This is a genomic window from Pectobacterium wasabiae CFBP 3304 (assembly GCF_001742185.1).
Lineage (GTDB): Bacteria > Pseudomonadota > Gammaproteobacteria > Enterobacterales > Enterobacteriaceae > Pectobacterium > Pectobacterium wasabiae.
In genome coordinates, this window is the sequence record NZ_CP015750.1 from 4,525,259 (window position 1) to 4,550,340 (window position 25,082).

The following is a 25,082-nucleotide window of genomic DNA, read 5'->3' on the forward strand; positions in this document are numbered from 1 at the left end:
TCATCCATTCGCTTCTCTTCGTCAACAAACCCACTATTGTTAAATTGCATTAACACTCGCGCTATACCCTTTCTGAATAACGAAGGAGCCGTTGTTATGAGTAACGTAAAGAGCATTGTGATCTGGCTGCTAGTCGGTCTGGCGGGCGCTTTTTCGTTCGCCACGCTGGCGCTGAGCCGCGGTGAGCATGTCAATGCGGTATGGTTGGTTATCGCCGCCGTATCGTGTTACAGCATCGCCTATCGGTTTTACAGCTTATTTATCGCCAAGAAAGTGTTTGAACTCGACGATCGCCGGTTAACGCCAGCAGAACGTCATAACGACGGTCTGGATTACGTCCCCACTAATAAATGGGTTCTGTTCGGTCACCACTTCGCCGCCATCGCCGGAGCCGGCCCGCTGGTTGGGCCAATTCTCGCTGCACAGATGGGGTTTCTCCCCGGTACGATTTGGATTCTGGTTGGCGTAATGCTGGCTGGTGCCGTGCAGGATTTCCTGGTGTTATTTATCTCAACCCGCCGAGACGGCCGTTCGCTGGGTGAAATGGCAAAACAGGAACTGGGCACGTTTGCGGGCATCATCACCATGCTCGGCGCGTTGGGCGTCATGATCATCATTCTTTCCGCACTCGCGCTGGTCGTTGTGAAAGCACTGGCGGAAAGCCCATGGGGATTGTTTACCATTGCCGCCACCATCCCTATCGCGCTCTTTATGGGCGTTTACATGCGCTTTTTACGTCCGGGCAAAATCGCTGAGGTGTCCATCATCGGCTTTGTACTGATGATGCTAGCGATTGTCTACGGTGGTAACATCGCCGCACACCCCTACTGGGGGCCATTCTTCACGCTGAAGGGTACATCACTCACTTGGGTTTTGGTGATCTACGGCTTCGTCGCCTCTGTTTTGCCGGTCTGGCTGCTGCTAGCACCGCGTGATTATCTCTCTACCTTCCTGAAAATTGGGGTGATTATCGGGCTAGCCGTTGGTATCGTGTTCGCGATGCCAGAAATGAAAATGCCCGCCGTCACTCGTTTTATTGACGGCAGCGGCCCTGTCTTCTCAGGCTCGCTGTTCCCCTTCTTGTTTATTACCATCGCCTGCGGCGCGATTTCCGGCTTCCATGCCCTGGTTTCCAGCGGTACCACGCCTAAGTTAATTGAACGCGAAAGCCATATCCGCTTCATCGGCTATGGGGCGATGCTGATGGAATCCTTCGTGGCTATCATGGCGCTGATTTGTGCCTCGGTTATCGAGCCGGGAATCTATTTCGCCATGAACTCACCTGCTGCCTTGATCGGCACCACGGTTGAGAGCGCTTCGCTGGCCATTAACAGTTGGGGATTTGTGATTACCCCACAGGAATTGAGTGCGATTGCCAATGACGTCGGCGAAGCCTCTATTCTTTCCCGTGCCGGTGGCGCACCGACCTTTGCGGTGGGTATGGCCTATATCATCACCGAAATCTTTAACAGCCGGGCGATGATGGCATTCTGGTATCACTTCGCGATTCTGTTTGAAGCGCTGTTCATCTTGACCGCGGTTGACGCCGGGACACGCGCCTGTCGCTTCATGGTGCAGGATCTGGTCGGTATTGCGATTCCGAGATTAGCGAACAGCCATTCCTGGCTGGGGAATCTGGCCGGTACGACCGTTGCCGTTTCCGGTTGGGGGTTCTTTGTGTATCAGGGCGTAATTGACCCGCTGGGCGGTATCAACACACTCTGGCCGCTGTTCGGTATCGGTAACCAAATGCTGGCATCAATGGCGCTGATTCTCGGCACCGTGGTGTTGTTTAAGATGAAGAAACAACGCTATGCATGGGTGACGATCGTCCCTACCGTCTGGCTGTTTATTACATCGATGACGGCAGGCTGGCAAAAAATCTTCCACGAAAAACCGAGTATCGGTTTTCTGGCTCAGGCGAAACGCTTCGCAGCAGGCATCGAACAGAACACGCTGATCGCGCCAGCCAAATCGATTAAAGATATGGAAACTATCGTTTTCAGTAATCAGATCAACGCTGCGCTGTGCGGGTTCTTTATGCTGGTGGCAGTGACGATGCTGGTTTCTGCGTTCTTCGTCATTCGTCGTGCACTCAACAGCAATGAGCCAACGGCAAAAGAAACGCCGATTGTCTTGCGAGACGGCGCTCAACCTTAAATATCAATGGCATATCCGTTACCATCCCTCCCGCGTGGAGGGATTTTTTATGGCGCGCCATCTCTGGGCACCAGCCTTACGAATTTAGCACGGAGCTTGTGTCGTACAGGAGCGAGGTCATCAAGCACCACAAATGACACTAGCGCCGCATTGGCGGCGCTATATGACTTAAAGATAATGAGGAAGGAACCGCTGCGGTTTATTGTCCGTAATAGGCGTTCTTACCGTGCTTACGCAAGTAGTGCTTATCCAACAGCGTTTGCTGCATCTCACCCAACTGAGGCGTTAACTGGCGCGAGAAAATCCCCATGTAGGCAAGTTCTTCCAGAACCACGGCATTATGCACCGCGTTATCGGCATCTTTCCCCCACGCAAAGGGGCCATGCGAATTAACCAATACAGCGGGGACATCCACCGGAGAAATTCCGCGCTGGCGGAAAGTTTCGACGATCACTGTTCCCGTATCCCACTCATAGCGGCCGTTGATTTCTTCGTCCGTCATCAGGCGCGTACAGGGAATGGGGCCATAAAAGTAGTCCGCGTGTGTGGTTCCCCAGGCGGGGATGTCTTTACCGGCCTGCGCCCATATCGTGGCATGGCGGGAATGGGTATGCACAATACCGCCGATATCAGCAAATTCCAGATACAGCACACGGTGAGTATCGGTATCTGACGATGGCTTCTTCGTCCCCTCCACTACTTTGCCACTTTCCAGCTCAACAACGACCATATCCTCCAGCGTCATGGCCGAATACTCCACGCCGGAAGGTTTGATCACCATCAGGCCGCGCTGCCGATCTACCGCGCTGACGTTTCCCCAAGTAAACGTCACCAAATTATGCTGCGGCAGGGCCAAATTGGCCTCCAACACCTGTCTTTTTAGCGTTTCTAACATAATCAGCCTCCCATCGACGCGATAACACCATTCTCGCGGCCTGACGAATTCGTCGCTATGGGCTAAATCGCTAAAGACCTAGCGGTGTTCTGCTATGGAAAAAAGAAAGAGACACGCCACAGAATTGCGCAAAAAACAGTCAACCTTATCAAATATTGCTATCGTTAAAGTAGTGTCTGGGAATTAGGATTTTTTACCTGTCGTCGTTTTTTCCGATGATTATACTTGTCATCAGGCGGTAACAGGCTGCATTTCTTTATTTAATACCGCAAAAATCACTTTGTTCGATATTTTCCTCACAAGAAACGTGAGACTAAGAGCAGAAAGGGGAAGAAAATGAAATTAAACAAACGTTTTGCGACAGCCGCTCTGGCAATTACGCTCGCTGTTACGCTCGCAGGTTGTTCAAACATGTCGAAACGTGACCGTAATACCGCAATTGGTGCCGGTGCTGGCGCGGTTGGTGGGGCTATCTTAACGGATGGCGGAACATTAGGAACGCTGGGCGGTGCTGCCATCGGCGGGCTGATTGGCCGTCAGGTCGGTAAATAACGAATTTATAGCAGCAGGTTCACGGGAGTAAACCTGCTGCTTTTTATACTCGTCATACTTCAAGCTGCATGCATGTTGGCTACGCTCACTCACCCGAATCACTTACCTGAGTAAGCTCATCGGGATTCCCTCTCTTGCCGCCTTCATGCAACTCGAATTATTTAGAGTATATCTACAATGATTAGCCACCAGCCAGCTTGACCTTCATCCCCTTCGCTTCCAGAAGTTGTTTTAGCAGGTCGCGTTTATCTCCCTGAATTTCTATCACGCCCTCTTTCACTGAACCGCCGCAGCCGCATTTTTTCTTCAACTCAGCAGCCAGCTTATCCAACGCCGCATCATCAAGATCGAGGCCATTAATCAGGCATACCCCCTTGCCTTTGCGCCCACTGGTCTGACGCTGGATACGCACGATGCCATCGCCTTTTGGTCGAACTACTTTTTCTTCTTCCGGCGTAATGCGCCCAGTTTCTGTGGAGTAAACCAGTTGACTGTTTTTATCATGATTCATGATGAAGCACCGTTTAACAGCGACGCACGAATATCACGTAGCGTCCGCGCTGGATCGGCCGATTGGGTGATCGGACGCCCAATTACCATATAATCCACGCCCGCCTGCTGCGCCTGAACGGGCGTCATAATACGGCGTTGATCGCCAACATCGCTGCCAGCGGGGCGAATCCCCGGCGTGACCAGCTTAAATGACTGACCACATACCTGCTTCAACCGCTGTGCTTCATGCGCAGAACACACCACGCCATCCAGCCCGCTGTTATGCGTTAGCACAGCCAGTCTTTCCGCCTGCTCAGCAGGACTGACGGTAATGCCAAGTCCGCGTAAATCCTCTTCGTCCATGCTGGTCAACACCGTTACGGCAATCAACAGTGGTGCATCTTTACCAAACGGCACCAGCGCTTCTTTCGCTGCCGTCATCATACGTGAACCGCCGCTGGCGTGAACATTCACCATCCACACGCCAAGATCGGCAGATGCCGCCACGGCGTGAGCGACGGTGTTCGGAATATCGTGGAATTTCAGATCGAGAAACACATCAAAGCCGCGCTGCTGTAACGTCTGTACGAATTGTGGGCCAAATAAGGTAAACATCTCTTTGCCTACCTTCAAACGGCAATCCTGCGGATCGATACGGTCAACAAACGACAGCGCCGCATCCTGACTAGCGTAGTCCAACGCGACAACAATCGGGGATGATACCGCTTGATTCTTTTGCTGTAGATTCTCGTTTTTCATTCGTCACCCAGTCTTTTGCGAAGCTAAAATTCCCGCCGCATTCTACATGTCCCGTCCCTGAAATCCCAGCGGCCTGAAGACGAATGCCGTTAAAGACGTTGGCTGAAACGGAAATCACACACAACGCTTTGCATGTTGTAACTAAAGTGCATTAAAATAATATCAACTTGATATCGTGAGATATTATTGCCCGTCTAGTCCACGGATCGGCTTCACGCTGGCCCAGGTACGACAGGAAGGACATTGCCAATAGAGCGATTGTGACGTGAAACCGCATTTGCGGCAGCTGTAGCGAGGTTTGGTGCGAATTTGTTCGCCTACCATGTCACGCAATCCCTGAAGATTTTCTTTTGTTCGTCCGTCTTCCGCTTCATGCAGGTGAAAATCCATCAGGCGATGGAACACGCGCATCGTGGGGTGACGTTGAAGCTGTCGGTTAATATAAGCCTGTGCGACCTCCGCACCCTCTTCTTTTTCGAGGATGTCGGCCAGCATCAATTCCGCCGTTGCGCCGGTATTTTCTTCTACGCAGCGTTTGAGGAAGTTCGCCCAATCCAAAGGCTTATCTAAATGCTGATAGCACTCCTGTAGCATCGGCAGCGTTTCACTAACCAGCTCTTTATCCTGATCGAGAACCTGTCGCAACGCTTCCACAGCGCGCGAATGATCCTGCTGCGCCATGTAGATGCGTCCCATCATGATAGACGCACGAGCGCACTGATTGTCCGCCGTCGCCCCTTTCTTCAGGAGCGTTAGCGCTTTATCCAAATCGTCGCTGCCCATCGCCAGTAGTGCCAACTCACAGTAAAAATGAGCGATGTCCACGCGGAGCTGATCTTTACCCATCTTGACCAGTTTTTCCGCAACATCGATTGCCGTCTGCCAGTCACTGGTTGCCTGATGGATTTGCAATAGTTGCTGCAAGGCGCTGCGTCGAAAATCTTCTTCATCCACCAACTGATTGAAAATCTCTTCGGCGCGGTCATACAACCCCGCGGCCATATAGTCGCGCCCCAACTGTTGCACCGCCAACAGGCGTTGTTCAAACGTTAATGATGCGCTTTCGGTTAGCGCCTGATGGATGCGGATCGCACGATCAACTTCGCCACGCGAACGAAACAAATTGCCGAGTGTAAGATGGGCTTCAAAGGTGTTGCTGTCATCCTTGAGCATGTCGAGGAACAGTTCCACCGCCTTATCCTGCTGATTAGACAACAAAAAGTTGACCCCGGTGACATACTCACGGGACAGGCGGTTGGATTCCTGCTCTTTGTCCTGCTGCGCACTTCTGCGACCCATGTACCAGCCATAAGCGGCGGCCACGGGCAGCAACAGAAACAGCAGTTCTAACATAGAGAGAATTCCTTAGTGGGTGACCGTCTGCTCTGGCACCACATTCTCCTCGGTGGAGGTAGAAAGCTGTTGTTCCAGACGCTTGATTTTACGTTGTGCACGGCCAAGCGCAATGCGTTGACGCAGATAAAACAGACCACAAATAACCCAGCCAAGGCCAAAGCCCAGAGCAAATAGCGTGGCGAGCAGTGTGGAGATAGAATACTCCCCCCGCGCCAGCAGATAGTTAAATGTCACAACCTGATCGTTGTGCGCACCCAGTGTGACAGAAATGATGAATATCGCTAGCACGAGTAAAAAAATCAGCAAATATTTCACATTTTCCTTCCTGTGATATCCATTAACCGGATGAATTATGCCAAATTTTGGCGACCAACCCCATTAAATTACCATGTCCAGCACAGACAGGGAAATCATGGTATCAGTCCAATTTTTTGCCATCGTCTTTGCCATCACACTTATCACGGTACGAAAGCCGAAAATAAGAACCGCACGCCACCGCCGTCTGCGCTTGTTATTTATTCTGTGCTGAATAAAAATGACAGCAGCATGCCAGCAAGGGGGAAAGTCATGTCAAAGCAGGACGAACAGCGATTATTGGTCAAGATCGCTACGCTCTATTATAGCGAAGGGATGAAACAAGCAGAAATTGCCGCGTCACTCCATTTGTCACAGTCTTTTGTATCCCGCGCTATCACGCGCTGTGTTAAAGAAGGTGTGGTCAAAATCAGCGTAATTCAACCCCCGAACATGTTCATGGGGCTGGAATCCGCGATTCAAAAGCGTTACGGCATCGATCAGGCCATCGTGGTAGATGTCGCCGACAACGCCACGCTGGCACAAATCAAGCAGGCAATTGGTTCCGCGGCCGCGCACTATGTCCAAACCAGCATCCGTCCTGACGATTTGGTCGGCATCTCATCCTGGAGTAGCACACTGCGGGCGATGGTGGATAGCCTGCACCCGCAAAGCGTCAAAGCGCAGGGCGTCATCCAACTGTTGGGCGGCGTGGGGCCAAATGGCAATGTGCAGGCGACCATTCTGACGCAAACGTTAGCCAACCAGCTAAGTTGTCCGGCCTATCTCTTACCCGCGCAGAGCATTGAACGTTCGGTGGAAGATCGCGCCCGTTTGGTGACCAGCGATGAGGTTTCCAGCGTGGTCGACAAATTTAGCGAAGTGAGCCTGGCGCTCGTGGGCATCGGCGTGCTGGAGCCGTCGCAATTACTGAAAAATTCCGGTAACTATTATCACGAAGCGATGCTGCACCAGTTGGCCGAACGCGGTGCCGTGGGGGATTTATGCCTGCATTACTACAACGCGGAAGGCGAACCGGTGTTACAAGACGATGAAGATCCGGTGATTGGTATGGCGTTACCACAGCTACGTCTGTGTCCGCGCGTGGTCGCACTGGCAGGCGGTGTCGAGAAGAGTGCGGCGATTCGCGGCGCATTAACTGGCCACTATGTTGATGTGTTGATTACCGATCGATTAACCGCCGAGACGCTGATCTAATAGACTTATCACCCGGCGGTTTATGCCGCCGGGTGTGATGTACCGCGAAGATGGCGTCACGATAACGTCAGGCGCAGAATAATTCCCCTATTCCAAGCCTGACGAACCTTACCGCAGCTACTCGTTAACGTTAATGGATGACAGCAACGCGTCCTGTACAATCCGCTGAGCCTGTAACGGGTTTTGCGCTTCCTGTGCCGCCTGAAGCGCCGGAATATCCAGTTTGTCCAGCGCGCGATAGATATGCTTCAAGAAACGAATGGACAGTTGCGCCGCCTCAACGTGATTCTCACGGAACGGGAACTGATCGAGCTGCCACACGCCCTGCCAATTGTTGATTTTCAGCACGTAGAAAAACTCGAAAATCTCGGTCATGTGCACGGTGCCGACTACCAAATCATCATCCCAACCGCGCAGATTGTCATTCACATCCATGCCGAATAGCCGACCGCGATCGATAATCAACTGGGCAGAATCCGCTGGTGATTCGCCGCCATACAGTGCATGGCCGAAGTCCAGTAGCACGCCAACGTTATCTAACCCGATATCTTCAATCCCCAACAGCGTTCTCGCGGCGGAATCCCAGGTCATTTTCACGCGCGGCTCGCGCGGTTTGTACTCGATGGCGAATTTCACATCCGGGTTAGCGCCTGCAAGATCGCGCATGCCATCAACCGCCAGCTTCCACAGGTTTTTATGACTAACCTGGAACGGATAATCCCAACCATCCTGTCCCGGCCAGACTTTAACGTAATTCGCCCCCAGTTCACGCACAATGCCAGCAGATTCGTGCATCAGATCAAATGCCGCAGCCCGAGCGGCCGGATCGGGATTGGTGAAAGCGCCACGCGACCACTTTTGCAGGTAAATTTCCGGCGTGATGCCAATCGCTTTCAGCCCTGCATCCTTCAGCGCGTCTTTCACTTCGCTCAGTGTGACGCCCGGCGTGAAGGGATAAGGCAGATCGACATAGGAAAGTTCGCCGACTTCTTTCGCTGCTTTGATCTGATCGATCGTACTCAAAGCCGGGCCGTAGCCGTCCACCGCGTAGCGGTCGATATAATTCGCAAAATGCCACAAACCGGCACCAAATTCAGGGTAGTTATACGTTGCCATAATAAAGTCACCTCTTTAATTTATAAGATATTGAGCTGCTTATCTTTCTTGCGTATCGGATAGGTTCTTACTGTTAAAAATAATCATGATGCAGGCCGCAGACGTGCACGCGCCACTGCCGTGCGCCACTGTTGATAGCTCTCCAGAATGACGTGATTCACCGCCGACGGTTCGATAACTTCGACCTCTCGCGGTAGCGCGGCGATCTGTTCGTTGTGTTCCCACCATCCCAGCATCTTGCCGCCCAAGTACGCCGCCCCCAGCGCAGATACTTCCGCGTTGTGATTGCGAATCAGAGGGCGCTGTAATAAGTCGGCCTGAAACTGCATCAGCCAGCGGTTTTGCGTCGCGCCACCGTCAACGCGCAGAGCGGGTAACGCGGCCTGCGATACCTGCTCCATAGCGAAAAAAACGTCAGCAATTTGATAGGCAATCGCTTCAAGCCCGGCACGGGCGATGATGGCAGGTGTGGTGGCGTCGCATAAACCACACAGCAAGCCGCGTGCTTGCACATCCCAATAGGGCGCACCCAGCCCGGATAAGGCAGGAACAAAGAAAACGCCCTGATTCGATTCGGCGCTGAGCGCCAGTTCGGTCAGTTGCGTAACAGAAGGGACGCCCAGCATCTGCCCAATCCAGGCAAAACCCGATCCGGTATGCGTAATGTTGCCTTCCAGCGCGTAGCGCAATTCGCCATCGTGCCAGGCAATCGTGGTGCTGAGCCCGGCGGCGTGAAGATGTGGCGTGTTGATGGTGGTCATCAGCGACGAGCCGGTTCCGTATGTCGCCTTGATTGCACTGCTTTGGTTGATGCCCTGCCCGTACAGCGCAGCATGGGAATCGCCAATCAGCGCCACGATCGGTACGCCAGCAGCCAGCCCGCTGATACCCGTCACGCCGGTGTGACCATGCAGCGCCGAGGAAGGCGTAACAGCAGGCAGGCAAACGCTGGGGATACCGAACAGCGCCAGCAGATCCTCATCCCAACAGCCACGATGGATATTGAACAGTTGGGTTCTCGCCGCGTTGGAATAGTCGGTGGAGTACGCCCGCCCGCCGCTAAACTGCCAGTTAAGCCAGCAGTCCACCGTCCCGATGCACAACTCCCCCTGCATCGCTCGGGCAACGCCGTTTGGCAGTTCAGCCAGCATGGCATGAAGTTTGGCTGCGGGAAAAAGCGGATCGACTTGCAGTCCGGTACGGGATTCGATCAGACGAGCTTCGGCACTATCCTGCAATGCCTGACAGAATTTCTCGGCACGGCGATCTTGCCAGCTAACCAGCGGTGTCAGCGGTTTTCCGGTTTGCCTGTCCCAAATCAGCACCGATTCACGCTGATTGCTAATCGCAACACCCACCACCTGAGCGCGGTGTAATGACGACAGGCAGGTTTCCGCGGCCTGACAAACCGCACGCCAAATCGCCATCGCATCCTGTTCGGCCCTACCCGGCTGCGGATGTGCCACCTGCAAGGCAACAGCCGCTTTAGCCAGAATTCGCCCTCGCTCATCGACGGCAATCGCCTTAGCGTTCGTCGTCCCTTCATCGATTGCCAAAATAACCGGCGTAAACATCATCAGCCTCCCGGACAAAGACGCAGTGCTGCGTTGACAATACCCGTCACGTCTAGCCCGTGATGCGCCCGCATCGCGCTCCGATCGGCTGCAATCGCGTATTGACCATCAGGGATCCCCAACCGAACCAGCGGGATCCCACTGCCCGCTTCCGCCAGTACTTCCGCAACCAGACTGCCTGCACCGCCGTTGACGTTATGTTCCTCGACGGTGATGACGCGAGGCGTTTCACTCAAAATTTCAAGCAATTGCTGAGTATTGCACGGGCGGATAGAGGAAAGATTAACCACCGTAGCGGAGAGTCCTTTTTCTGCTAATAATTCAGCCGCCGTCACAATTTCATGCACGGTCGACCCCAACCCGACCAGCGTGATATCACGACCTTTGCGTAGCACATCGATCTGTCCTGGCACAAAACGGTAGTGCTCATCATGCAAGGCTGGCAGCGCTTTCCCATCGAGGCGAATATAGACGGGCCCCTGATGTGCAAACGCATAATCAATAATCTGGCGACACTCTTCCGGGCTGGATGGCGCGTAGATCTCAATGTTGCCAAACCCTCTCAACACCGCGATGTCATCAATACTGTGGTGCGTGCTGGCAAGCGGGCCGTAGCTACAGCCCGCATTAAGCCCAAACAGCTTGACGTTGCTGTTGTTGTAACAGACGTCGACTTTGAGCTGTTCGTTGGCGCGGGAGATCAGAAACGGTGCCGCGTTGCAGGTCACCGCGATCTTGCCGCCGATGGACAGTCCTACCGCCGTCCCCACCATCGTTTGTTCTGCAATCCCCACGTTGACGATGCGGTCGGGAAAACGCTGTATGAACGGTGAAATCTTCGCCGTGGAGGTCGAATCCGCCAACACCGGAACGACATCAATCCCCTGTTCGACGGCCTTGATGAACTGCTCGACCATCACGCTTGCCAGATGTTCTGCGCTACTCATCTTTTAGTTCCTCCAACGCCAGTGCAATTTCTTCGCCTTTCGGCACTCGGTGATGCCATTCAGCTCGGCCCTGAATAAACGACACACCCGCGCCTTTTTCCGTATTCGCAATCACCACATTCGGCTTGCCGTTGCGAGGCAGGTTATTCAGCGTGTCCACCACCGATTGCATGTCATTACCTGCGCATTCCGTGACTTGTAAGCCAAAGGCCTGCCACTTTTCTGCCAGCGGATCGGTATTCATAATGGAGCAGGTCGTTCCCGCCAGTTGCAGCTTGTTCTTGTCGTTGATGATGACCAGGTTATCCAGTTGGTAATGCGCCGCCACCAGCGCCGCTTCCCAGTTACTGCCTTCTGCCAGCTCGCCATCGCCCGTCAGGACAAACACCCGGCGCGGGCTGTTATCGCGCTTCGCCGCCAGCGCAATGCCGACAGCAACCGGCAGCCCGTGCCCCAGCGCCCCGGTGTTCAGCTCAATCCCCGGCGTTTTGTGCTTGACCGGATGCCCTGGCAAATGCGAATCAGGATGCTGATAGGTTGCCAGCCATGCTTCTGGGAAATAGCCCGCCTCGGCCAGACAGCAGTAATAGCCGCCAACGGCATGACCTTTTGACTGGATATAAATATCCCGCTGCGGGTCTTGAAGACGATCCGGCGCACAGTTCAGGATGTGGAAATACAGCGCCGTCAGAATCTCAACCTGTGACAGATCTGCGCCCGTGTGCCCACCAGCCGGACTATTGGCATTCAGATGAATAATGCGGCGACGAATGGCGCGGGCTTTGTTCGTCAGCGCCTCCACCGACAATGAGTACGGATTCATACCTCACCTCACTTGAATTTTTACTCAAAAACGAATATTTATTCATATAAAATCAAAAAAAATTGCGCTCAAATCGGGCCTCGGTATGCCTACCGACATCGCTCCCGCCACAACCCAACGCCCCGTGCTATCTATGCTTAAATGCTATCTACACTAAAATATTCTCTACCCTTAATGCACCTGCGCCTAACTAAGCGCCTTCCGCCGCCGCCTTCTGTGACACAATTGCAGCCTTGTGCTGCATACGGTTTTGCATCTGGTCGATAATCACCGCCACAATGATGACAATGCCTTTAATTACCATCTGCCAGAACTCACTCACGCCCATCATTACCAGCCCGTCGGCAAGAATACCGATGACAAACGCACCAATCAGCGTGCCCAGAATCGTGCCTCGTCCGCCCGCCAATGAGGTTCCACCGAGTACTACGGCAGCGATCGCGTTCATTTCAAAAGCGGTGCCTGTTGCCGGATGGCTGGCGACTAACTGGGAGGACACCACGATGCCCGCGATAGCCGCGCAGAAGCCGGAAATGGTGTAAACCCAGACTTTGACCTGACGCACTTTGACGCCGGAGAGCTCAGCAGCACGCTCATTGTCACCAATCGCATAGACATGACGGCCGAACGGCAGGCGACGCGCCACGTAGGCAATCACTAGTGCCAACACCAGCATCAGCCAGATAGCCAGCGGTAGCCCCAAGATCGTGCCGGAGCCAATCAGCTCAAAGCCGGTATTGCCCAACTGCGGGTTACCGCCTAAACCGGGGAACGTCTCCCCACCGGAAATCAGCATCGACGCCCCACGCACGATATACATGGTGCCCAACGTGCAGATAAAAGGCGCAACGTTATACCGTGTGATAATCCAGCCGTTGATAGCGCCGATGAGCGCACCAATCAGCAGCACGACAGGTACAATGACCCACACGCTGGGGAAAATCGCAATGCCGAACATGGGCAGTACAATACCCTGGGTAATCATGTAACCCGCCACCATGCCGCACAGCCCCAGCGTGGCGCCGATTGACAAGTCAATCCCGGCGGTAATGATGACAAACGTGATGCCCAGTGCCAGAAACGCATTGATGGCGATGTGCTTCACCATGATGATTAGACTGCCCGTTGCCAAAAATCCGGGCACCGTGAAGGCAAAGAACCCCAGAATCAGAAACAGCGCGATGAACGTGCGCAGCCTGAGGATCAACAGCAGGATGCTCTCTCGTGAGCGTACAAACTTACCCGGAGATAGCGCACCTGACGCCGCCGGAAGGTGAGTCGTTTTCATGTCAGAACCCTTGTGCACTTGCCGAAACCAATGCCGACTCGCTGGCCGACTGACGCACGATATTCGCCGTCAGTTTGCCATTCGACATCACCAAAATACGGTCCGATACCGCCATAATTTCTTTCAGATCCGAGGTGGAAAACAGTACGCCGATGCCCTGTTCGGACAACCCGACCATCATTTCAAACACATCGGCCTTAGCTCCCACATCGATGCCACGCGTCGGTTCATCCAGCAACAGTACTTTGGGGCTGGTCAGCAGCGAGCGACCAATGACCACTTTTTGCTGATTACCGCCGCTGAGCGCCTGAATTTCCACCTCGGGCGAAGACACTTTGATGGCTAACTGCCCAATTGTGCTGGCGACCACTTCTTGCTCCTGCCGCTGGAAGATCGCCATGCCGTATTTCAGCCGTCGCCACAGGCTGGCGATGGTGAGATTGGACGCCACCGACGAGAGGGGAAAGATGCCAGTTTTTTTGCGATCTTCCGGTACCAGGCTCATTCCCATGCGAATGCGCTGCGCAGTAGAAAGACGCGGATTAACCGGTTTGCTATCCAGATAAATCTTGCCCAGATAATCATTCTGAATACCCAGCAAACACTCAAAAAGTTCGGTGCGCCCCGCTCCCATCAGCCCGTAAATACCGACGATTTCCCCTTCACGTACCATCAGCGAGACATCATTCACCACCTGATGCCCAGCATCATTGAGGCAGGTAAGATGTTCCGCTTCCAATACCGGTGCACCAAACGTTCTGCCCGGATGCAGGAAACTAGTGACAGGGTCACCGCCGAGCATTTCCCGCACGATCCACGGTACATCGATGTCGCTCACCGCTGCTTCCGCCTGAAAACAGCCGTCGCGCAGGATAGTGATGTAGTCGCCAATCGCCATCAGCTCTTCGAGCCGATGCGAAATGTAGATGATGGAAACATTCTGATGAGTCAGCTCACGGATCACGCGAAACAGAATATCCACTTCGGTTTTGCTTAGCGCAGAGGTCGGTTCGTCCAGAATCAGAATGTCGGCCTGATCCGCCAGTGCCTTGGCAATTTCTACTAGCTGCTGTTGGCCGACTTTCAGGCTAGCGACCTCGGTACGCGGCGAAATAGCCTGATCGAGACGCGCCATCAGCTCCGCCGCAATCCGCTCCTGCTCCAGGTAATCGATAGGCGCAACGCCCTTTTGCAGTTCCCGACCCAGGAAGATGTTCTCTGCCACGCTCAGGTTTTCGGACAGGTTAAGTTCCTGGTGCACCATGCCGATGCCTTTCGCCGCCGCATCGCGGGTATCCGCAATGTGCACCACATTGCCGTTTAGCAGGATCTGGCCGGACGTAGGCTGCTGCACACCTGCCAGAATCTTCATTAGCGTCGATTTTCCTGCTCCGTTTTCGCCAATGATCACGTTGACCTTGCCGCGATAAACGTTGTAATCGACGTTATCCAGCGCTTTGGTGCCGGGAAACAGCATAGTGATGCCTCGGGTTGCCATCACAATTTCGGGGCGACGAGCCGTGCTGGGTTGTAGAGAGACATCCGATTTTTCCATCATTGCGTCCCCCCACTGCTCGTTTCGGTCAGGTTTAACGTCATCGGCACCGCATCGCTGATGCCCTGCTTCGTCACCACCAGCGCCGCCAACACGTTAGCGGTTTTACCTTGCACACTGGCATCCAGTTCCGGCAATGACGCGATTGCTTTGCTATTCAGCGCACGCGCCAATTGGGCAAACTGCACCTGATTTTTGAAATCATCAAAGCGGATAAATCCTGCCGCATCGCGAATCGCATTGCCTTTGACTATCGGCCCCAATTGAAACGTGACAGCGTCACCTCGCACATCAAGCGTCAATTTTCCTTCACGGCTTTCCCGATCAACCCCACTGACCGTGCCCTGAAGCCGCGCGTAGACGGCTTTACGTGCCGTTCCCTCCAGCGCTGCCTGCATTTTCTTCACGTCATCCCAGGACAGCGCCTGCTGCTGCGCCGCAGGGAGCAACGTTGGCTGCCACAGCGCCGTCGCGATGTTCTCTGGCGTCATGGTGCTATAGCCCGGCGTAGACGTTGGATCGACCGGAATGATCGGCTTACCGTTTTCATCCAGATCAACCACCGTACAGGCAGACAGCAGCAAGGCGCAGAGTCCAACCCAACCAGCGCGATATCGTTCATCAAACAACATAACGACTCCTCTATCAGCAGGCGCTAGCGCACCTGCTGCCTCGATTACGGTTTCAACGCAAAGGTGTTGAGTTTGTTCGCATTAGATTCATCGATCAGAATGCAGTCCATCAGTTGTTTTTCATCGTGCTGTGCTTTGCCGTTCTTCAGGTAGTAATCCGCCTGTTCAACCGCCATCTGTGCCTGTTGCCAGCCGGGTTGCAGCACCGTGGCCTTGATGTTGCCTTTATTGATGATGGAATCACGGACGTAGTCACTGCCGTCAAAACCCACCACAATCACATCGTGACGCCCCGCCGCTTTCAGCGCCGCTTCCGCCCCCAACGCCATCGTGTCGTTGCCGGAAATCACACCGGTGATATCCGGGTTTGCCTGCAAGATGGCCTCCATGCGGGTAAACGCTTCCGTCTGGCTCCAGTTCGCGGTTTGTCTGGCCACGCGCTTCATGTCGCTATATTGATCGATCACATCGTGGTAGCCCTGCGAACGGACGTGCGCATTGGTGTCCGACTCACGCCCAATCAGCTCAACGTACTTACCTTTCTGTCCCATCAGTTCGACAAATTTTTCCGCGCCGAGCTGCGCGCCCTGATAGTTATTGGAGACGATCTGCGCCACAGCCACGCCGGTTTCATTAATTTCACGGTCGATCAGGAACGCAGGAATACCCGCTGCTTTCGCTTTCTTCAACGGGCCAATAGTGGCATCGGCCCCGGCATTATCCAGAATGATGGCTTTCGCCTTGCGGGCAATGGCCGTTTCAATCAGTTGGTTTTGCTTACTAACATCATCGTCATGCGATGCCACCAGCGTGGTGTAACCCAGCTCGGCAGCTTTGGTTCTGGCACCTTCGGCTTCCGCTTTAAAGAAGGGATTGTCGTGTGAAGGAGTAATAATGGCGATCAAGCCGTTATCTGCGGCGAACGTGCCAGCAGACAGGGAAAACATGATAGCCAGCAGGGAGGATTTCAGACGGTAAGGTTTCATTGTTATTCTCCTGTTTGAATATATATTCAATATTGAATTAACATTCACATGAAGTTTTACAACCAACCGAAAAATTGTCCAACAGCAAAATCAGGAATAGCGAAGTCGCTCACAAATTGTTTACATTTTGTGCGGGAAGTAAGAAAAGTTGAATCTACCGCTTGGTTAGAGAGATAGTGTTTATCATTGAGCTAGTTTGCGACGCTACTCTCATAAGGACATCGGCACATGGTTGAGCAAGATTGCATCTTCGATCTCGTCATTGATAGAAGTAACTTATCCTCCATAAAATGGGGACGTTATAAACGAGCAGATATTATTTCTTTCGGTACGGCAGATATGGACTTCCCTTCACCCTCCTGCATACGCGAAGCGCTGGTTCGCAAGGCTGAAAGCGGTATGTATGCTTATGAATATAAGCCAGATACCTATTATCAAGCCGTCACTGAGTGGTTCAAGTACAACCATAACTGGAATATGAAACCCGAATGGCTGACTAATTGCCCAGGGATGTGGGCGCTGTTTTCCCTGTGCTTGCAAGCCTATACCTGCTTCATGCTCCGTATTTTCACCCAGCAGTGAGCGTGATTGAAGGCGCGGGTCGGAAAGTCGTGGCACAACCACTGCACTATAACGGCCATCATTACGCGTTTGATGCCGAGGAATTTGAGCAGATTATCGTCAAAAATAAAGTGAAGTTATTTTTTCTAATTAACCCGCACAACCCAACGGGGCTCATGCTCAGCCGTAAGGAACTGTCTATTGTCGCTGGCATCTGCGAACAACACGCAGTCACTGTGGTTTCGGATGAGATTAATAGCTATCTTACCTACGACGATAGCGAGTTTGTTCCTTATGGCAGTGTTTCTTCTGCAAGCCAACGCCACTCAGTGACCCTAACTTCTCCTTCCAAAGCCTTCAACTTACAGGGGCTAACCTACGCAATCGGTATCATCCCGAACAAAGTAATGTGGGAGCAGTTGGAGAAAATCAGAGTGGGTATGGATTTTGACTTCGCGACGAATATTTTCAGCATTGCAGCCGCAGAGGCGGCTTACCGTGACGGCAAAGCATGGCTTAACGAGCTTAACGCTTATCTTCAGGAAAACCTTGATGTTATGGATGCATTTTTCAGTCAAAACATGCCGGATATCAGACTCATTAGGCCGGGCGGCGGCTATATTGCCTGGCTGGATTTCAGAGCATATCAACTGTCAGCAGAAGAACTTAAAAATATCATTCTGGACAAGGCTGGAGTAGGCCTGACTTGGGGTGAGACATTCGGCCCGCAAGGCGATGGGTTCGAACGTATCAACTTTGCTTGCCCAAGATCCGTGCTTCTCGAAGGGCTAGAACGTCTACAACAGGCATTTTCATAACGTTATAGTCTCTTCGATATCGCCCCTTCGATTTTAGTTCTACTACCATCTATGAGGATTTATTCTCGGCGGCATCCTCTTCCGCCTGTTCTTTGATTTCTTCATACCGGAGCGATAGCGGGCCGCACCAACGCTGCGCCAGCCAACTGGCGACCACCACTAGCAACCAACTGATTAACGTCGCCACCACCAGATCCTGCGGCCAATGCATGCCGAGTACCAGACGGCTGCCCATGACGCCACTGGCCCAAAGCATCAGGATCGCCACGGTTTTATAATGGCGACGTGCCCACAGTAACCCAACGCCTAGCAGTGCCCAGGTCGCGGCAAACAGGGTATGTCCAGAGGGAAAAGCAAAGCCGGTTTCAAACTGCCAGTGGCTGCGCAGCCATTGTGGGATCTGGGTTTGATCCTGCAACTGCGTTTTCACCAGTTCCGAGCGATCCTTGCGCGGTAGCGAATAGAAATAGCTATCATCCACCTGATGATTTTTCTCCAGCCAGACAACATAAGGCCGGGATTCCTGCGCCCACTCTTTAATCACCGATTTGATTCCCTGCCCAACCAACACCGTAATCGCCATAATAACCAACAGGCCAAGAGCAGGTTTCAGACGAAAACGCAGGCACCAGAGAAACCAGATACTTAGCACTATACTAGTCAGAATGCCCCACGGCGATGTCACCGTCTCGGTGATCCAAAAGAGTACACGCAACCAAGGCCCGCCATACTCGGGTTGCCACTGCCAGCCGCTCATCCAGATAATCATTGGCATAATCAGCAATAGCGCGGCACCAATGGTGGTTCGTTTGGCAATGTCGTACATAATTTCTTCCCATAATTCAGCATGATGCCTTGCAACAAAACTTTCACAATTCTATCAGAAAATCCGACATGAACTGTCAGTATGGCGTAAAATAGCGCTCAGTTCTGTCAACGAAGATGAAACCAAACTGAGGTCAGGTCAGGCTGTAATTCAATTTTTGTGATGTTCTTAGACAGGCTTTTTTGCTGGTCAAGCACGATAGGTCGCAGTAGGATTCGCCTCAGCACTTTTTTTGGACACAGCTTTTTTTGGATACCGCGTTTTTGGAGAAAAGTATGCAACTAAAACGGGTGGCGGAAGCCAAATTACCCACTCCGTGGGGCGATTTTCTGATGGTGGGTTTTGAAGAAATCGCTACAGGCCATGACCACCTTGCGCTGGTTTATGGTGATATTTCCGGTTCAGTTCCCGTACTTGCCCGCGTGCATTCCGAGTGCCTGACGGGAGATGCCTTGTTTAGTCTGCGCTGTGACTGTGGTTTCCAGCTTGAGGCCGCCTTGGGTCACATCGCCGAAGAAGGCCGCGGCGTGCTGTTATACCATCGTCAGGAAGGCCGTAACATTGGGTTGCTCAATAAGATCCGCGCTTATGCATTGCAGGATCTGGGAGCAGATACAGTGGAAGCTAACCATCAACTCGGGTTCGCCGCCGACGAGCGCGACTTCACGCTATGCGCTGACATGTTCAAGCTGCTGGACGTTGATGCAGTTCGCCTGCTGACGAATAATCCGCAGAAAGTCAAAATCCTCAACGAAGCAGGCATCAACATTGTCGAGCGTGTGCCATTAATCGTCGGGCGCAACCCGAAGAATGAACACTATCTAGCCACCAAGGCGGCTAAAATGGGGCACATGCTGGACATCAAATAACGATTCCGAATAGCGTTATTTGCTCACAGGCACAGACCGCCAGTATGTTACCGGCGGTCTTTTTTTGCCTACTGTTTAATCACATATATATCCTGTGTGTAGTAATTACCACGGATATCGGGCAAGAACCCACCGATGTAAGGTTTCACCATCTGTGGCTGGACATAATAATAAATCGGCAGAAGTGGCATCTGCTGGTTCAGAATCGTCATTGCCTGCTGATAAATCCCCTGCCTTTCCTGCCGACTGTCTACCGTTAGCGCTTTTTGCAGCAGCGCATCATATTCCGCGTTACTGAATTTAGAATTGTTGTTGCTGTTACCCGATTGCAGAATTTCCAGGAAGGTACTCGGCTCATTGTAATCACCATTCCATGAATAGCGAACTACCTCATAGCTGCCGGAGCGGATCGTATCCAGCATGGTTTTCCATTCCTGATTCTGTAATGTTGCCTCTACGCCGAGGTTCTTTTTCCACATTGAATTCGCCGCGATAGCAACACGCAAATGCGATTCTGACGTGTTATAAAGCAGGTTAAAGCGCAGCGGGTTTTTCGCGTTAAAACCGGCCTCTTCCAGCAATTTTTTCGCTTCCGCATTACGCTGCTCTTGCGTCCAGCCTGCCCATTCTGGCTCCTGCCGCGTATAGCCCCCGGTGTTTTGAGGAACCAGGCTATATGCGGGCTTCTGCCCCATGCCCATCACTTTTTCAGCGATAACCGCTTTATCCAAACTCAGGTCTAAGGCGCGGCGCACTCTGACATCATCAAACGGCGGTTTTTGCGTATTGAACTGATAGAAGTAGGTAGACAACAGCGGCGAAACTTTCACCTCCTGCGGATATTCTTTTTGCAGTGACGCAAACTGCACGGGCGACAGAAGCCCCGTGATATCAATTTCACCGGATTTATAGCGATTCAGTTCCGCCGCCTGCGAGCTAATCGGCAGGTACGTGACTTTGTTAATCACGGTATGCGCATCATCCCAATACTGACTATTGCGCTTACCGACGATACGTTCGTTAACCACCCATTCGCTCATCGTATAAGGGCCGCTGCTAACAAAATGCCCGACCTGCGTCCAGTTTTCTGGGTATTTTTCCAGCACCGCTTTCGGCAATGGCACCAGCACATGATAAGCCGACATTTCCAGGAAATAAGAAAGCGGACGTTCCAGCGTAACTTCAACGGTATGGCTATCCAGCGCCTTTATGCCCAGCGTGTCTGGTGCCTTTTTGCCCACCATAATATCTGCCGCATTCTTCACGTACATACTGGCGACGTAGCTGCCATAAGGCGACAGCGTTTTAGGATCGCCAAGGCGTCGCCAACTGTAAACCACATCGTCGGCGGTCAGCGGCGAACCATCAGACCATTTGGCATCAGGCCGCAGGTGGAACGTCCACACGGTGTTGTCTTTATTATCCCAACGTTCGGCCAGTCGCGGCTGTATCGTGCCGTCATCACCTACGCGCACCAGATTATCGAAGAAGTCGTTGATAATATGGCCTTCTACATCGCTTTCTACCTTATGCGGATCCAACGAAGCAGGCTCTGAACTATTACCTCGTACCAGCTCTTGCTTGTCCGCCAATACCACACCAGCGGGAACCTGGGCAGCAAAAGCCGAGCTTATCCCCCCCGCTGCACACAAAGTAAGAAGCAGCAACGAGTGTTTAAAACGTTTTTTGATTACATCATTCATATAACCTCCTGTTATATCCCCGTCATACTTCAAGCGGTATTCGCGTTGTTATCGGGGCGTGGTTGAGAAATAATTTTTACTTATTCCCCATAGAGTTAGCGTTACAACAACATAACCATAATTCGCCAGAGGATACGAGGATTTAATGCGGGAAAACGTGCGCAGGTACACCAAGATGAATATCTCGTTCTTCATCACCGGAAATCGAAGTAAGCTGGGCTGCCAGCAATCGTTCACGTTCGGTAAACGCAGCGATGCCATTCTTTCTCTGGAATTAACCATGACATGTAGTACTAAAATACCGGCGCTTCTGCTTACAGTGACAACGTTTCTACTTGTCGGCTGTCCCGGCCCAGGTGACAGATTGCAGCCAGATGAATTAACGTCGGTCAGGCAAGTTAAAGACAATGTTTGTTTTTTAGTTAATGAGCCTGTGGATTACCAACCAACGCTTATTGTGATTAGTACAAGATTCGCCCCGCCGCAGGAATGGATGCAGTATGACAATCCCAGTGTGATCGTGTCACAGGGCGAACTGTGCATTCCTCCTTCTTTTTACCGCTTTTTAGACGACAGGACATACGTCGTCAGGTATATCCTGCAATCGAAAAAGCACAGTGATTCGCGAAGAAGCATCGTGTCTGCGATAGCGATGACGAACGGCAGCATTCGGAGCGTGCCGCTTAGGGAAGATGAAGCCACTTATTATTGATGTTCGCTTTTTCAGGCATATAGAAAAGAGATATCGAATTATGGACGAAGCACCACGAGCAGATTTTCTGCTCGTGGTGGCTGTATATAAAATTACAGCATATTGCGGATAACGTAATGCAGAATACCGTCGTTTTGGTAATAGGTCAGTTCATTACGCGTGTCGATGCGGCAACGGGTCTTGATCGTCTGCGTATGACCATCAGCACCCGTGATATTTACTTCAACGGTGGCACCCGGTGTTAGTTGATTTAATCCCGTAATCGAAATTTGCTCGTCACCGGTTAATTGCAACGTTTTACGCGTCATACCGTCAGGAAATTCCAGCGGCAGGATCCCCATCCCAATCAGGTTAGAGCGATGGATACGCTCGAACGACTCGGCGATCACCACGCGGACACCCAGCAAGCGTGGGCCTTTCGCCGCCCAGTCACGACTCGATCCAGAGCCATACTCTTTCCCAGCAAACAGCGCCAACGAGACCCCCTCCTCCTTGTAGCGCATCGCCGCATCATAGATCGTCATCTCATTCTGCGACGGAATATGACGGGTATAGCCGCCCTCTTTACCCGCCACCATCTCATTACGGATACGGATGTTGGCAAACGTGCCACGCATCATCACTTCATGGTTACCGCGCCGTGAACCGTAAGAATTGAACTCCGTGGTTTCGACGCCTCGCTCCAGTAAATATTTTCCTGCTGGGCTATCGCGCTTGATGTTACCTGCCGGTGAGATATGGTCGGTCGTGACCGAATCCCCCAGCATCGCCAGAATGCGCGCCTTGTGGATATCCTGAACCGGCTCAGGTTCTTTCCCCATCTCCAGAAAGAAAGGCGTCTGACGAATATAGGTTGACTCTTCCGGCCATTGATAGGTAGGGTTGTCGTCGACCTCAATGTCTTGCCACTCCTCTGTTCCTTCAAACACCGCCGCATATTGTTGGTGGAACATGCCTGCGCTGACATTCAATACCGCGTCCGCCACCGCCTTCGTCGAAGGCCAGATGTCTTTCAGATAGACTGCTTTGCCGTCACCATCTTCCCCCAGCGGTTCTTGTGTCAGATCGATGTTCATATTCCCCGCCAGCGCATACGCGACCACCAGCGGTGGTGATGCCAGCCAGTTCGTTTTCACCAGTGGATGAATACGGCCTTCAAAGTTACGGTTACCGGACAACACCGCACCGACTGTCAGATCGCCTGCTTTTATCGCGGCTTCAATCGCATCCGGCAGCGGACCAGAGTTACCAATACAGGTGGTACAGCCATAGCCCACCAGATTAAATCCCAGTTCGTCGAGATACGGCGTTAATCCCGCTTTAGCATAGTAATCCGTGACGACCCGTGAGCCCGGTGCCAGCGACGTTTTAACCCACGGCTTGGTTTTCAAGCCACGCTCTACGGCATTTTTTGCCAGCAGTCCGGCCGTCATCAGCACGCTAGGGTTGGAGGTATTCGTGCATGAGGTGATCGCGGCAATCACGACCGCGCCCTGATGCAAGCGGTGTGTCTCACCTCCCAATGTGAACGCTTCATAGTCAGAGCGATTTTTCACCGAACTGATATCCAGCTCTCGACTGGCTTTAAAGGCGTCCGGCACGCCAGCCAGCGGCACACGATCCTGTGGACGCTTCGGTCCTGCCAGACTGGTTTCCACTGTTGCCAAATCCAGCGCAAGCTGGCTGGTAAATACCGGCTCATCCCCAGCATTGCGCCACAGCCCCTGCTGCTTACTGTAGGCTTCCACCAGGGCAATCTGTTCTTCTGTGCGGTTGGTCAACCGCATGTAATCCAGCGTAATGTTATCGATAGGGAAGAAGCCACAGGTTGCACCATATTCTGGTGCCATGTTAGCGATAGTCGCACGATCCGCCAGCGGCAGCGAATCCAGCCCATCGCCGTAAAATTCCACAAATTTGCCGACCACGCCGTGCTTACGCAGCATCTGCGTTACCGTTAGAACCAGATCGGTTGCCGTGATCCCTTCGCGCATTTTGCCACTTAGCTTGACGCCGACCACATCAGGGATCAGCATCGAAACAGGTTGCCCCAACATCGCGGCTTCGGCTTCGATCCCACCGACACCCCAGCCGAGTACGCCTAAGCCGTTAATCATGGTGGTGTGTGAGTCTGTCCCCACCAGCGTATCAGGATAGGCAAACTGTTTGTCGCCCTGCTTTTCGTACCAAATAGCCTTGGCGAGATACTCCAGATTCACCTGGTGGCAGATCCCGGTTCCCGGCGGCACAACGCTAAAGTGGCTAAAGGCATGTTGCCCCCAGCGTAGAAACTCATAACGTTCACGGTTACGCGCCATTTCCAACTGCGTGTTATCCGCTAGCGCCTGACGATCGCCGAAGTGATCAACCGTAACCGAGTGGTCGATAACCAGATCGACTGGCGATAGCGGATTAACCTTATTAACATCGCCGCCCAGTCGTTTCACCGCCGCTCGCATCGCCGCCAGATCGACCACGGCAGGCACGCCGGTAAAGTCCTGCATCAATACACGCGCGGGACGATAGGCAATTTCCCGATCGACGTGGCCGGTCTTCAGCCAGTCCACCACCGCCTGAAGATCGTCTTGCTCTACCGTGTCACCGTCCTGATGACGTAACAAATTTTCCAGCAATACCTTGAGTGACTTGGGTAATTTATCGATATTGCCGAGCGTTTTCGCCGCCTGCGGCAGGCTGTAATAATGGTAAGTCTGCTGTCGTACCGTCAGTGTATCCAGACACGTTTCGCGAAGATGTGATGACATGCTTCCTCCCAAATTAACTTGCTATTCGTTATTCTGCATCGGGCGATTAATGAATAACCAGCCTGATCTTGCGGTCTTATTTAAAGATAACACAAACAAAAAATAACGTTTTTGCAACAAGTTGATATGAACGCAGCGATAGCCGTTAGCTATTGAAAAGAGGAACGCAGATGGGATAGAA

The 25,082-nt window shown here is 52.6% G+C and carries 23 protein-coding genes; 7 read left to right on the plus strand and 16 right to left on the minus strand.

The genetic code is table 11. The features are described 5' to 3' along the window. Positions 1-96 precede the first annotated feature (96 nt). A complete protein-coding gene (locus A7983_RS20550; RefSeq protein WP_005972480.1) occupies positions 97-2,160 on the plus strand; it encodes a carbon starvation CstA family protein in 2,064 nt (687 codons plus the stop codon). A 199-nt stretch (positions 2,161-2,359) separates the two neighbouring features. Here A7983_RS20550 and araD read toward each other — a convergent pair whose 3' ends face one another. Next, positions 2,360-3,055 (minus strand): L-ribulose-5-phosphate 4-epimerase, encoded by a 696-nt coding sequence (gene araD / locus A7983_RS20555; RefSeq protein WP_005972483.1) that lies wholly within the window; start codon positions 3,053-3,055, stop codon positions 2,360-2,362. Between the two features lie 336 nt (positions 3,056-3,391). Here araD and osmB point away from each other — a divergent pair, with 336 nt between their 5' ends. Continuing rightward, positions 3,392-3,607 (plus strand): osmotically-inducible lipoprotein OsmB, encoded by a 216-nt coding sequence (gene osmB, locus A7983_RS20560; protein ID WP_005972486.1) that lies wholly within the window; start codon positions 3,392-3,394, stop codon positions 3,605-3,607. A gap of 181 nt (positions 3,608-3,788) precedes the next feature. On the opposite strand, the gene yciH is transcribed toward osmB, so the two are convergent. From yciH to A7983_RS20580, 4 genes are all read right to left on the minus strand, one after another. Further along, positions 3,789-4,118 carry a stress response translation initiation inhibitor YciH gene (yciH, locus tag A7983_RS20565; RefSeq protein WP_005972488.1) on the minus strand — a complete coding sequence of 110 codons (330 nt, stop codon included), beginning with the start codon at positions 4,116-4,118 and terminating at the stop codon, positions 3,789-3,791. Next, on the minus strand, positions 4,115-4,858 hold the full coding sequence (gene pyrF / locus A7983_RS20570; RefSeq protein ID WP_005972490.1) for an orotidine-5'-phosphate decarboxylase: 744 nt from the start codon (positions 4,856-4,858) through the stop codon (positions 4,115-4,117). Before pyrF ends, yciH begins: the two co-directional genes overlap by 4 nt. Positions 4,859-5,041: 183 nt before the next feature. Further along, a complete protein-coding gene (gene lapB, locus A7983_RS20575; RefSeq protein WP_005972492.1) occupies positions 5,042-6,211 on the minus strand; it encodes a lipopolysaccharide assembly protein LapB in 1,170 nt (389 codons plus the stop codon). A gap of 12 nt (positions 6,212-6,223) precedes the next feature. Beyond that, entirely contained in the window at positions 6,224-6,529 is a 306-nt protein-coding gene (locus A7983_RS20580; protein WP_005972494.1) for a LapA family protein, read from the minus strand. 252 nt (positions 6,530-6,781) lie between these two features. Here A7983_RS20580 and A7983_RS20585 point away from each other — a divergent pair, with 252 nt between their 5' ends. Next, positions 6,782-7,726 (plus strand): sugar-binding transcriptional regulator, encoded by a 945-nt coding sequence (locus tag A7983_RS20585; protein WP_005972495.1) that lies wholly within the window; start codon positions 6,782-6,784, stop codon positions 7,724-7,726. A gap of 117 nt (positions 7,727-7,843) precedes the next feature. On the opposite strand, the gene A7983_RS20590 is transcribed toward A7983_RS20585, so the two are convergent. The 8 genes from A7983_RS20590 to A7983_RS20625 form a co-directional block, all read right to left on the minus strand. Next, positions 7,844-8,842, minus strand: coding sequence for a sugar phosphate isomerase/epimerase family protein (locus A7983_RS20590; RefSeq protein WP_005972497.1), 999 nt, complete (start codon positions 8,840-8,842; stop codon positions 7,844-7,846). 83 nt (positions 8,843-8,925) lie between these two features. Then, positions 8,926-10,416 carry an FGGY-family carbohydrate kinase gene (locus A7983_RS20595; protein WP_005972499.1) on the minus strand — a complete coding sequence of 497 codons (1,491 nt, stop codon included), beginning with the start codon at positions 10,414-10,416 and terminating at the stop codon, positions 8,926-8,928. A 2-nt stretch (positions 10,417-10,418) separates the two neighbouring features. Beyond that, positions 10,419-11,363 (minus strand): transketolase family protein, encoded by a 945-nt coding sequence (locus tag A7983_RS20600; RefSeq protein WP_005972501.1) that lies wholly within the window; start codon positions 11,361-11,363, stop codon positions 10,419-10,421. Continuing rightward, entirely contained in the window at positions 11,356-12,186 is an 831-nt protein-coding gene (locus tag A7983_RS20605; RefSeq protein ID WP_005972503.1) for a transketolase, read from the minus strand. Before A7983_RS20605 ends, A7983_RS20600 begins: the two co-directional genes overlap by 8 nt. Before the next feature lie 190 nt (positions 12,187-12,376). Continuing rightward, the gene (locus tag A7983_RS20610) at positions 12,377-13,474 is read right to left on the minus strand and encodes an ABC transporter permease (RefSeq protein ID WP_005972505.1); all 1,098 of its coding nucleotides are present in this window, start codon (positions 13,472-13,474) and stop codon (positions 12,377-12,379) included. A 1-nt stretch (position 13,475) separates the two neighbouring features. Then, on the minus strand, positions 13,476-15,029 hold the full coding sequence (locus A7983_RS20615; protein ID WP_005972506.1) for a sugar ABC transporter ATP-binding protein: 1,554 nt from the start codon (positions 15,027-15,029) through the stop codon (positions 13,476-13,478). Then, a complete protein-coding gene (locus A7983_RS20620; RefSeq protein ID WP_005972508.1) occupies positions 15,029-15,661 on the minus strand; it encodes a DUF2291 family protein in 633 nt (210 codons plus the stop codon). Before A7983_RS20620 ends, A7983_RS20615 begins: the two co-directional genes overlap by 1 nt. Positions 15,662-15,705: 44 nt before the next feature. Continuing rightward, entirely contained in the window at positions 15,706-16,647 is a 942-nt protein-coding gene (locus A7983_RS20625) for a D-ribose ABC transporter substrate-binding protein (RefSeq protein ID WP_005972510.1), read from the minus strand. A 228-nt stretch (positions 16,648-16,875) separates the two neighbouring features. Here A7983_RS20625 and A7983_RS24050 point away from each other — a divergent pair, with 228 nt between their 5' ends. Continuing rightward, the gene (locus A7983_RS24050) at positions 16,876-17,229 is read left to right on the plus strand and encodes a beta C-S lyase family protein (RefSeq protein WP_005972512.1); all 354 of its coding nucleotides are present in this window, start codon (positions 16,876-16,878) and stop codon (positions 17,227-17,229) included. Between the two features lie 2 nt (positions 17,230-17,231). Further along, positions 17,232-18,026, plus strand: coding sequence for a MalY/PatB family protein (locus A7983_RS20635; protein ID WP_039478497.1), 795 nt, complete (start codon positions 17,232-17,234; stop codon positions 18,024-18,026). Between the two features lie 49 nt (positions 18,027-18,075). Here the strand turns inward: A7983_RS20635 and pgpB are convergent, their stop codons facing one another. Then, positions 18,076-18,852: a phosphatidylglycerophosphatase B gene (gene pgpB, locus A7983_RS20640; RefSeq protein WP_005972516.1), complete on the minus strand. Its 777-nt coding sequence runs from the start codon at positions 18,850-18,852 to the stop codon at positions 18,076-18,078. A gap of 275 nt (positions 18,853-19,127) precedes the next feature. On the opposite strand from pgpB, the gene ribA reads away from it, so the two are divergent. Next, the gene (gene ribA / locus A7983_RS20645) at positions 19,128-19,721 is read left to right on the plus strand and encodes a GTP cyclohydrolase II (RefSeq protein WP_005972518.1); all 594 of its coding nucleotides are present in this window, start codon (positions 19,128-19,130) and stop codon (positions 19,719-19,721) included. A gap of 68 nt (positions 19,722-19,789) precedes the next feature. Here the strand turns inward: ribA and A7983_RS20650 are convergent, their stop codons facing one another. Then, positions 19,790-21,424, minus strand: coding sequence for an ABC transporter substrate-binding protein (locus A7983_RS20650; protein WP_005972520.1), 1,635 nt, complete (start codon positions 21,422-21,424; stop codon positions 19,790-19,792). Positions 21,425-21,599: 175 nt separating this feature from the next. Here A7983_RS20650 and A7983_RS20655 point away from each other — a divergent pair, with 175 nt between their 5' ends. Beyond that, complete coding sequence (locus A7983_RS20655; protein ID WP_235778000.1) at positions 21,600-22,136, plus strand: putative T6SS immunity periplasmic lipoprotein; 537 nt, start codon at positions 21,600-21,602, stop codon at positions 22,134-22,136. Between the two features lie 92 nt (positions 22,137-22,228). Here A7983_RS20655 and acnA read toward each other — a convergent pair whose 3' ends face one another. Further along, the gene (gene acnA, locus A7983_RS20660; protein WP_005972524.1) at positions 22,229-24,901 is read right to left on the minus strand and encodes an aconitate hydratase AcnA; all 2,673 of its coding nucleotides are present in this window, start codon (positions 24,899-24,901) and stop codon (positions 22,229-22,231) included. Positions 24,902-25,082 lie beyond the last annotated feature (181 nt).

What these genes read in the sequence shown, in the direction of transcription:
- acnA (WP_005972524.1), bottom strand. Translation starts at nt 24,901, where the DNA reads ATGTCATCACATCTTCGCGAAACGTGTCTGGATACACTGACGGTACGA.
- A7983_RS20615 (WP_005972506.1), bottom strand. Translation starts at nt 15,029, where the DNA reads ATGGAAAAATCGGATGTCTCTCTACAACCCAGCACGGCTCGTCGCCCC.
- A7983_RS20600 (WP_005972501.1), bottom strand. Translation starts at nt 11,363, where the DNA reads ATGAGTAGCGCAGAACATCTGGCAAGCGTGATGGTCGAGCAGTTCATC.
- A7983_RS20610 (WP_005972505.1), bottom strand. Translation starts at nt 13,474, where the DNA reads ATGAAAACGACTCACCTTCCGGCGGCGTCAGGTGCGCTATCTCCGGGT.
- A7983_RS20620 (WP_005972508.1), bottom strand. Translation starts at nt 15,661, where the DNA reads ATGTTGTTTGATGAACGATATCGCGCTGGTTGGGTTGGACTCTGCGCC.
- A7983_RS20550 (WP_005972480.1), top strand. Translation starts at nt 97, where the DNA reads ATGAGTAACGTAAAGAGCATTGTGATCTGGCTGCTAGTCGGTCTGGCG.
- osmB (WP_005972486.1), top strand. Translation starts at nt 3,392, where the DNA reads ATGAAATTAAACAAACGTTTTGCGACAGCCGCTCTGGCAATTACGCTC.
- A7983_RS20625 (WP_005972510.1), bottom strand. Translation starts at nt 16,647, where the DNA reads ATGAAACCTTACCGTCTGAAATCCTCCCTGCTGGCTATCATGTTTTCC.
- pgpB (WP_005972516.1), bottom strand. Translation starts at nt 18,852, where the DNA reads ATGTACGACATTGCCAAACGAACCACCATTGGTGCCGCGCTATTGCTG.
- A7983_RS24050 (WP_005972512.1), top strand. Translation starts at nt 16,876, where the DNA reads ATGGTTGAGCAAGATTGCATCTTCGATCTCGTCATTGATAGAAGTAAC.
- A7983_RS20650 (WP_005972520.1), bottom strand. Translation starts at nt 21,424, where the DNA reads ATGAATGATGTAATCAAAAAACGTTTTAAACACTCGTTGCTGCTTCTT.
- A7983_RS20590 (WP_005972497.1), bottom strand. Translation starts at nt 8,842, where the DNA reads ATGGCAACGTATAACTACCCTGAATTTGGTGCCGGTTTGTGGCATTTT.
- A7983_RS20585 (WP_005972495.1), top strand. Translation starts at nt 6,782, where the DNA reads ATGTCAAAGCAGGACGAACAGCGATTATTGGTCAAGATCGCTACGCTC.
- A7983_RS20595 (WP_005972499.1), bottom strand. Translation starts at nt 10,416, where the DNA reads ATGTTTACGCCGGTTATTTTGGCAATCGATGAAGGGACGACGAACGCT.
- A7983_RS20605 (WP_005972503.1), bottom strand. Translation starts at nt 12,186, where the DNA reads ATGAATCCGTACTCATTGTCGGTGGAGGCGCTGACGAACAAAGCCCGC.
- yciH (WP_005972488.1), bottom strand. Translation starts at nt 4,118, where the DNA reads ATGAATCATGATAAAAACAGTCAACTGGTTTACTCCACAGAAACTGGG.
- ribA (WP_005972518.1), top strand. Translation starts at nt 19,128, where the DNA reads ATGCAACTAAAACGGGTGGCGGAAGCCAAATTACCCACTCCGTGGGGC.
- araD (WP_005972483.1), bottom strand. Translation starts at nt 3,055, where the DNA reads ATGTTAGAAACGCTAAAAAGACAGGTGTTGGAGGCCAATTTGGCCCTG.
- pyrF (WP_005972490.1), bottom strand. Translation starts at nt 4,858, where the DNA reads ATGAAAAACGAGAATCTACAGCAAAAGAATCAAGCGGTATCATCCCCG.
- A7983_RS20655 (WP_235778000.1), top strand. Translation starts at nt 21,600, where the DNA reads ATGAATATCTCGTTCTTCATCACCGGAAATCGAAGTAAGCTGGGCTGC.
- lapB (WP_005972492.1), bottom strand. Translation starts at nt 6,211, where the DNA reads ATGTTAGAACTGCTGTTTCTGTTGCTGCCCGTGGCCGCCGCTTATGGC.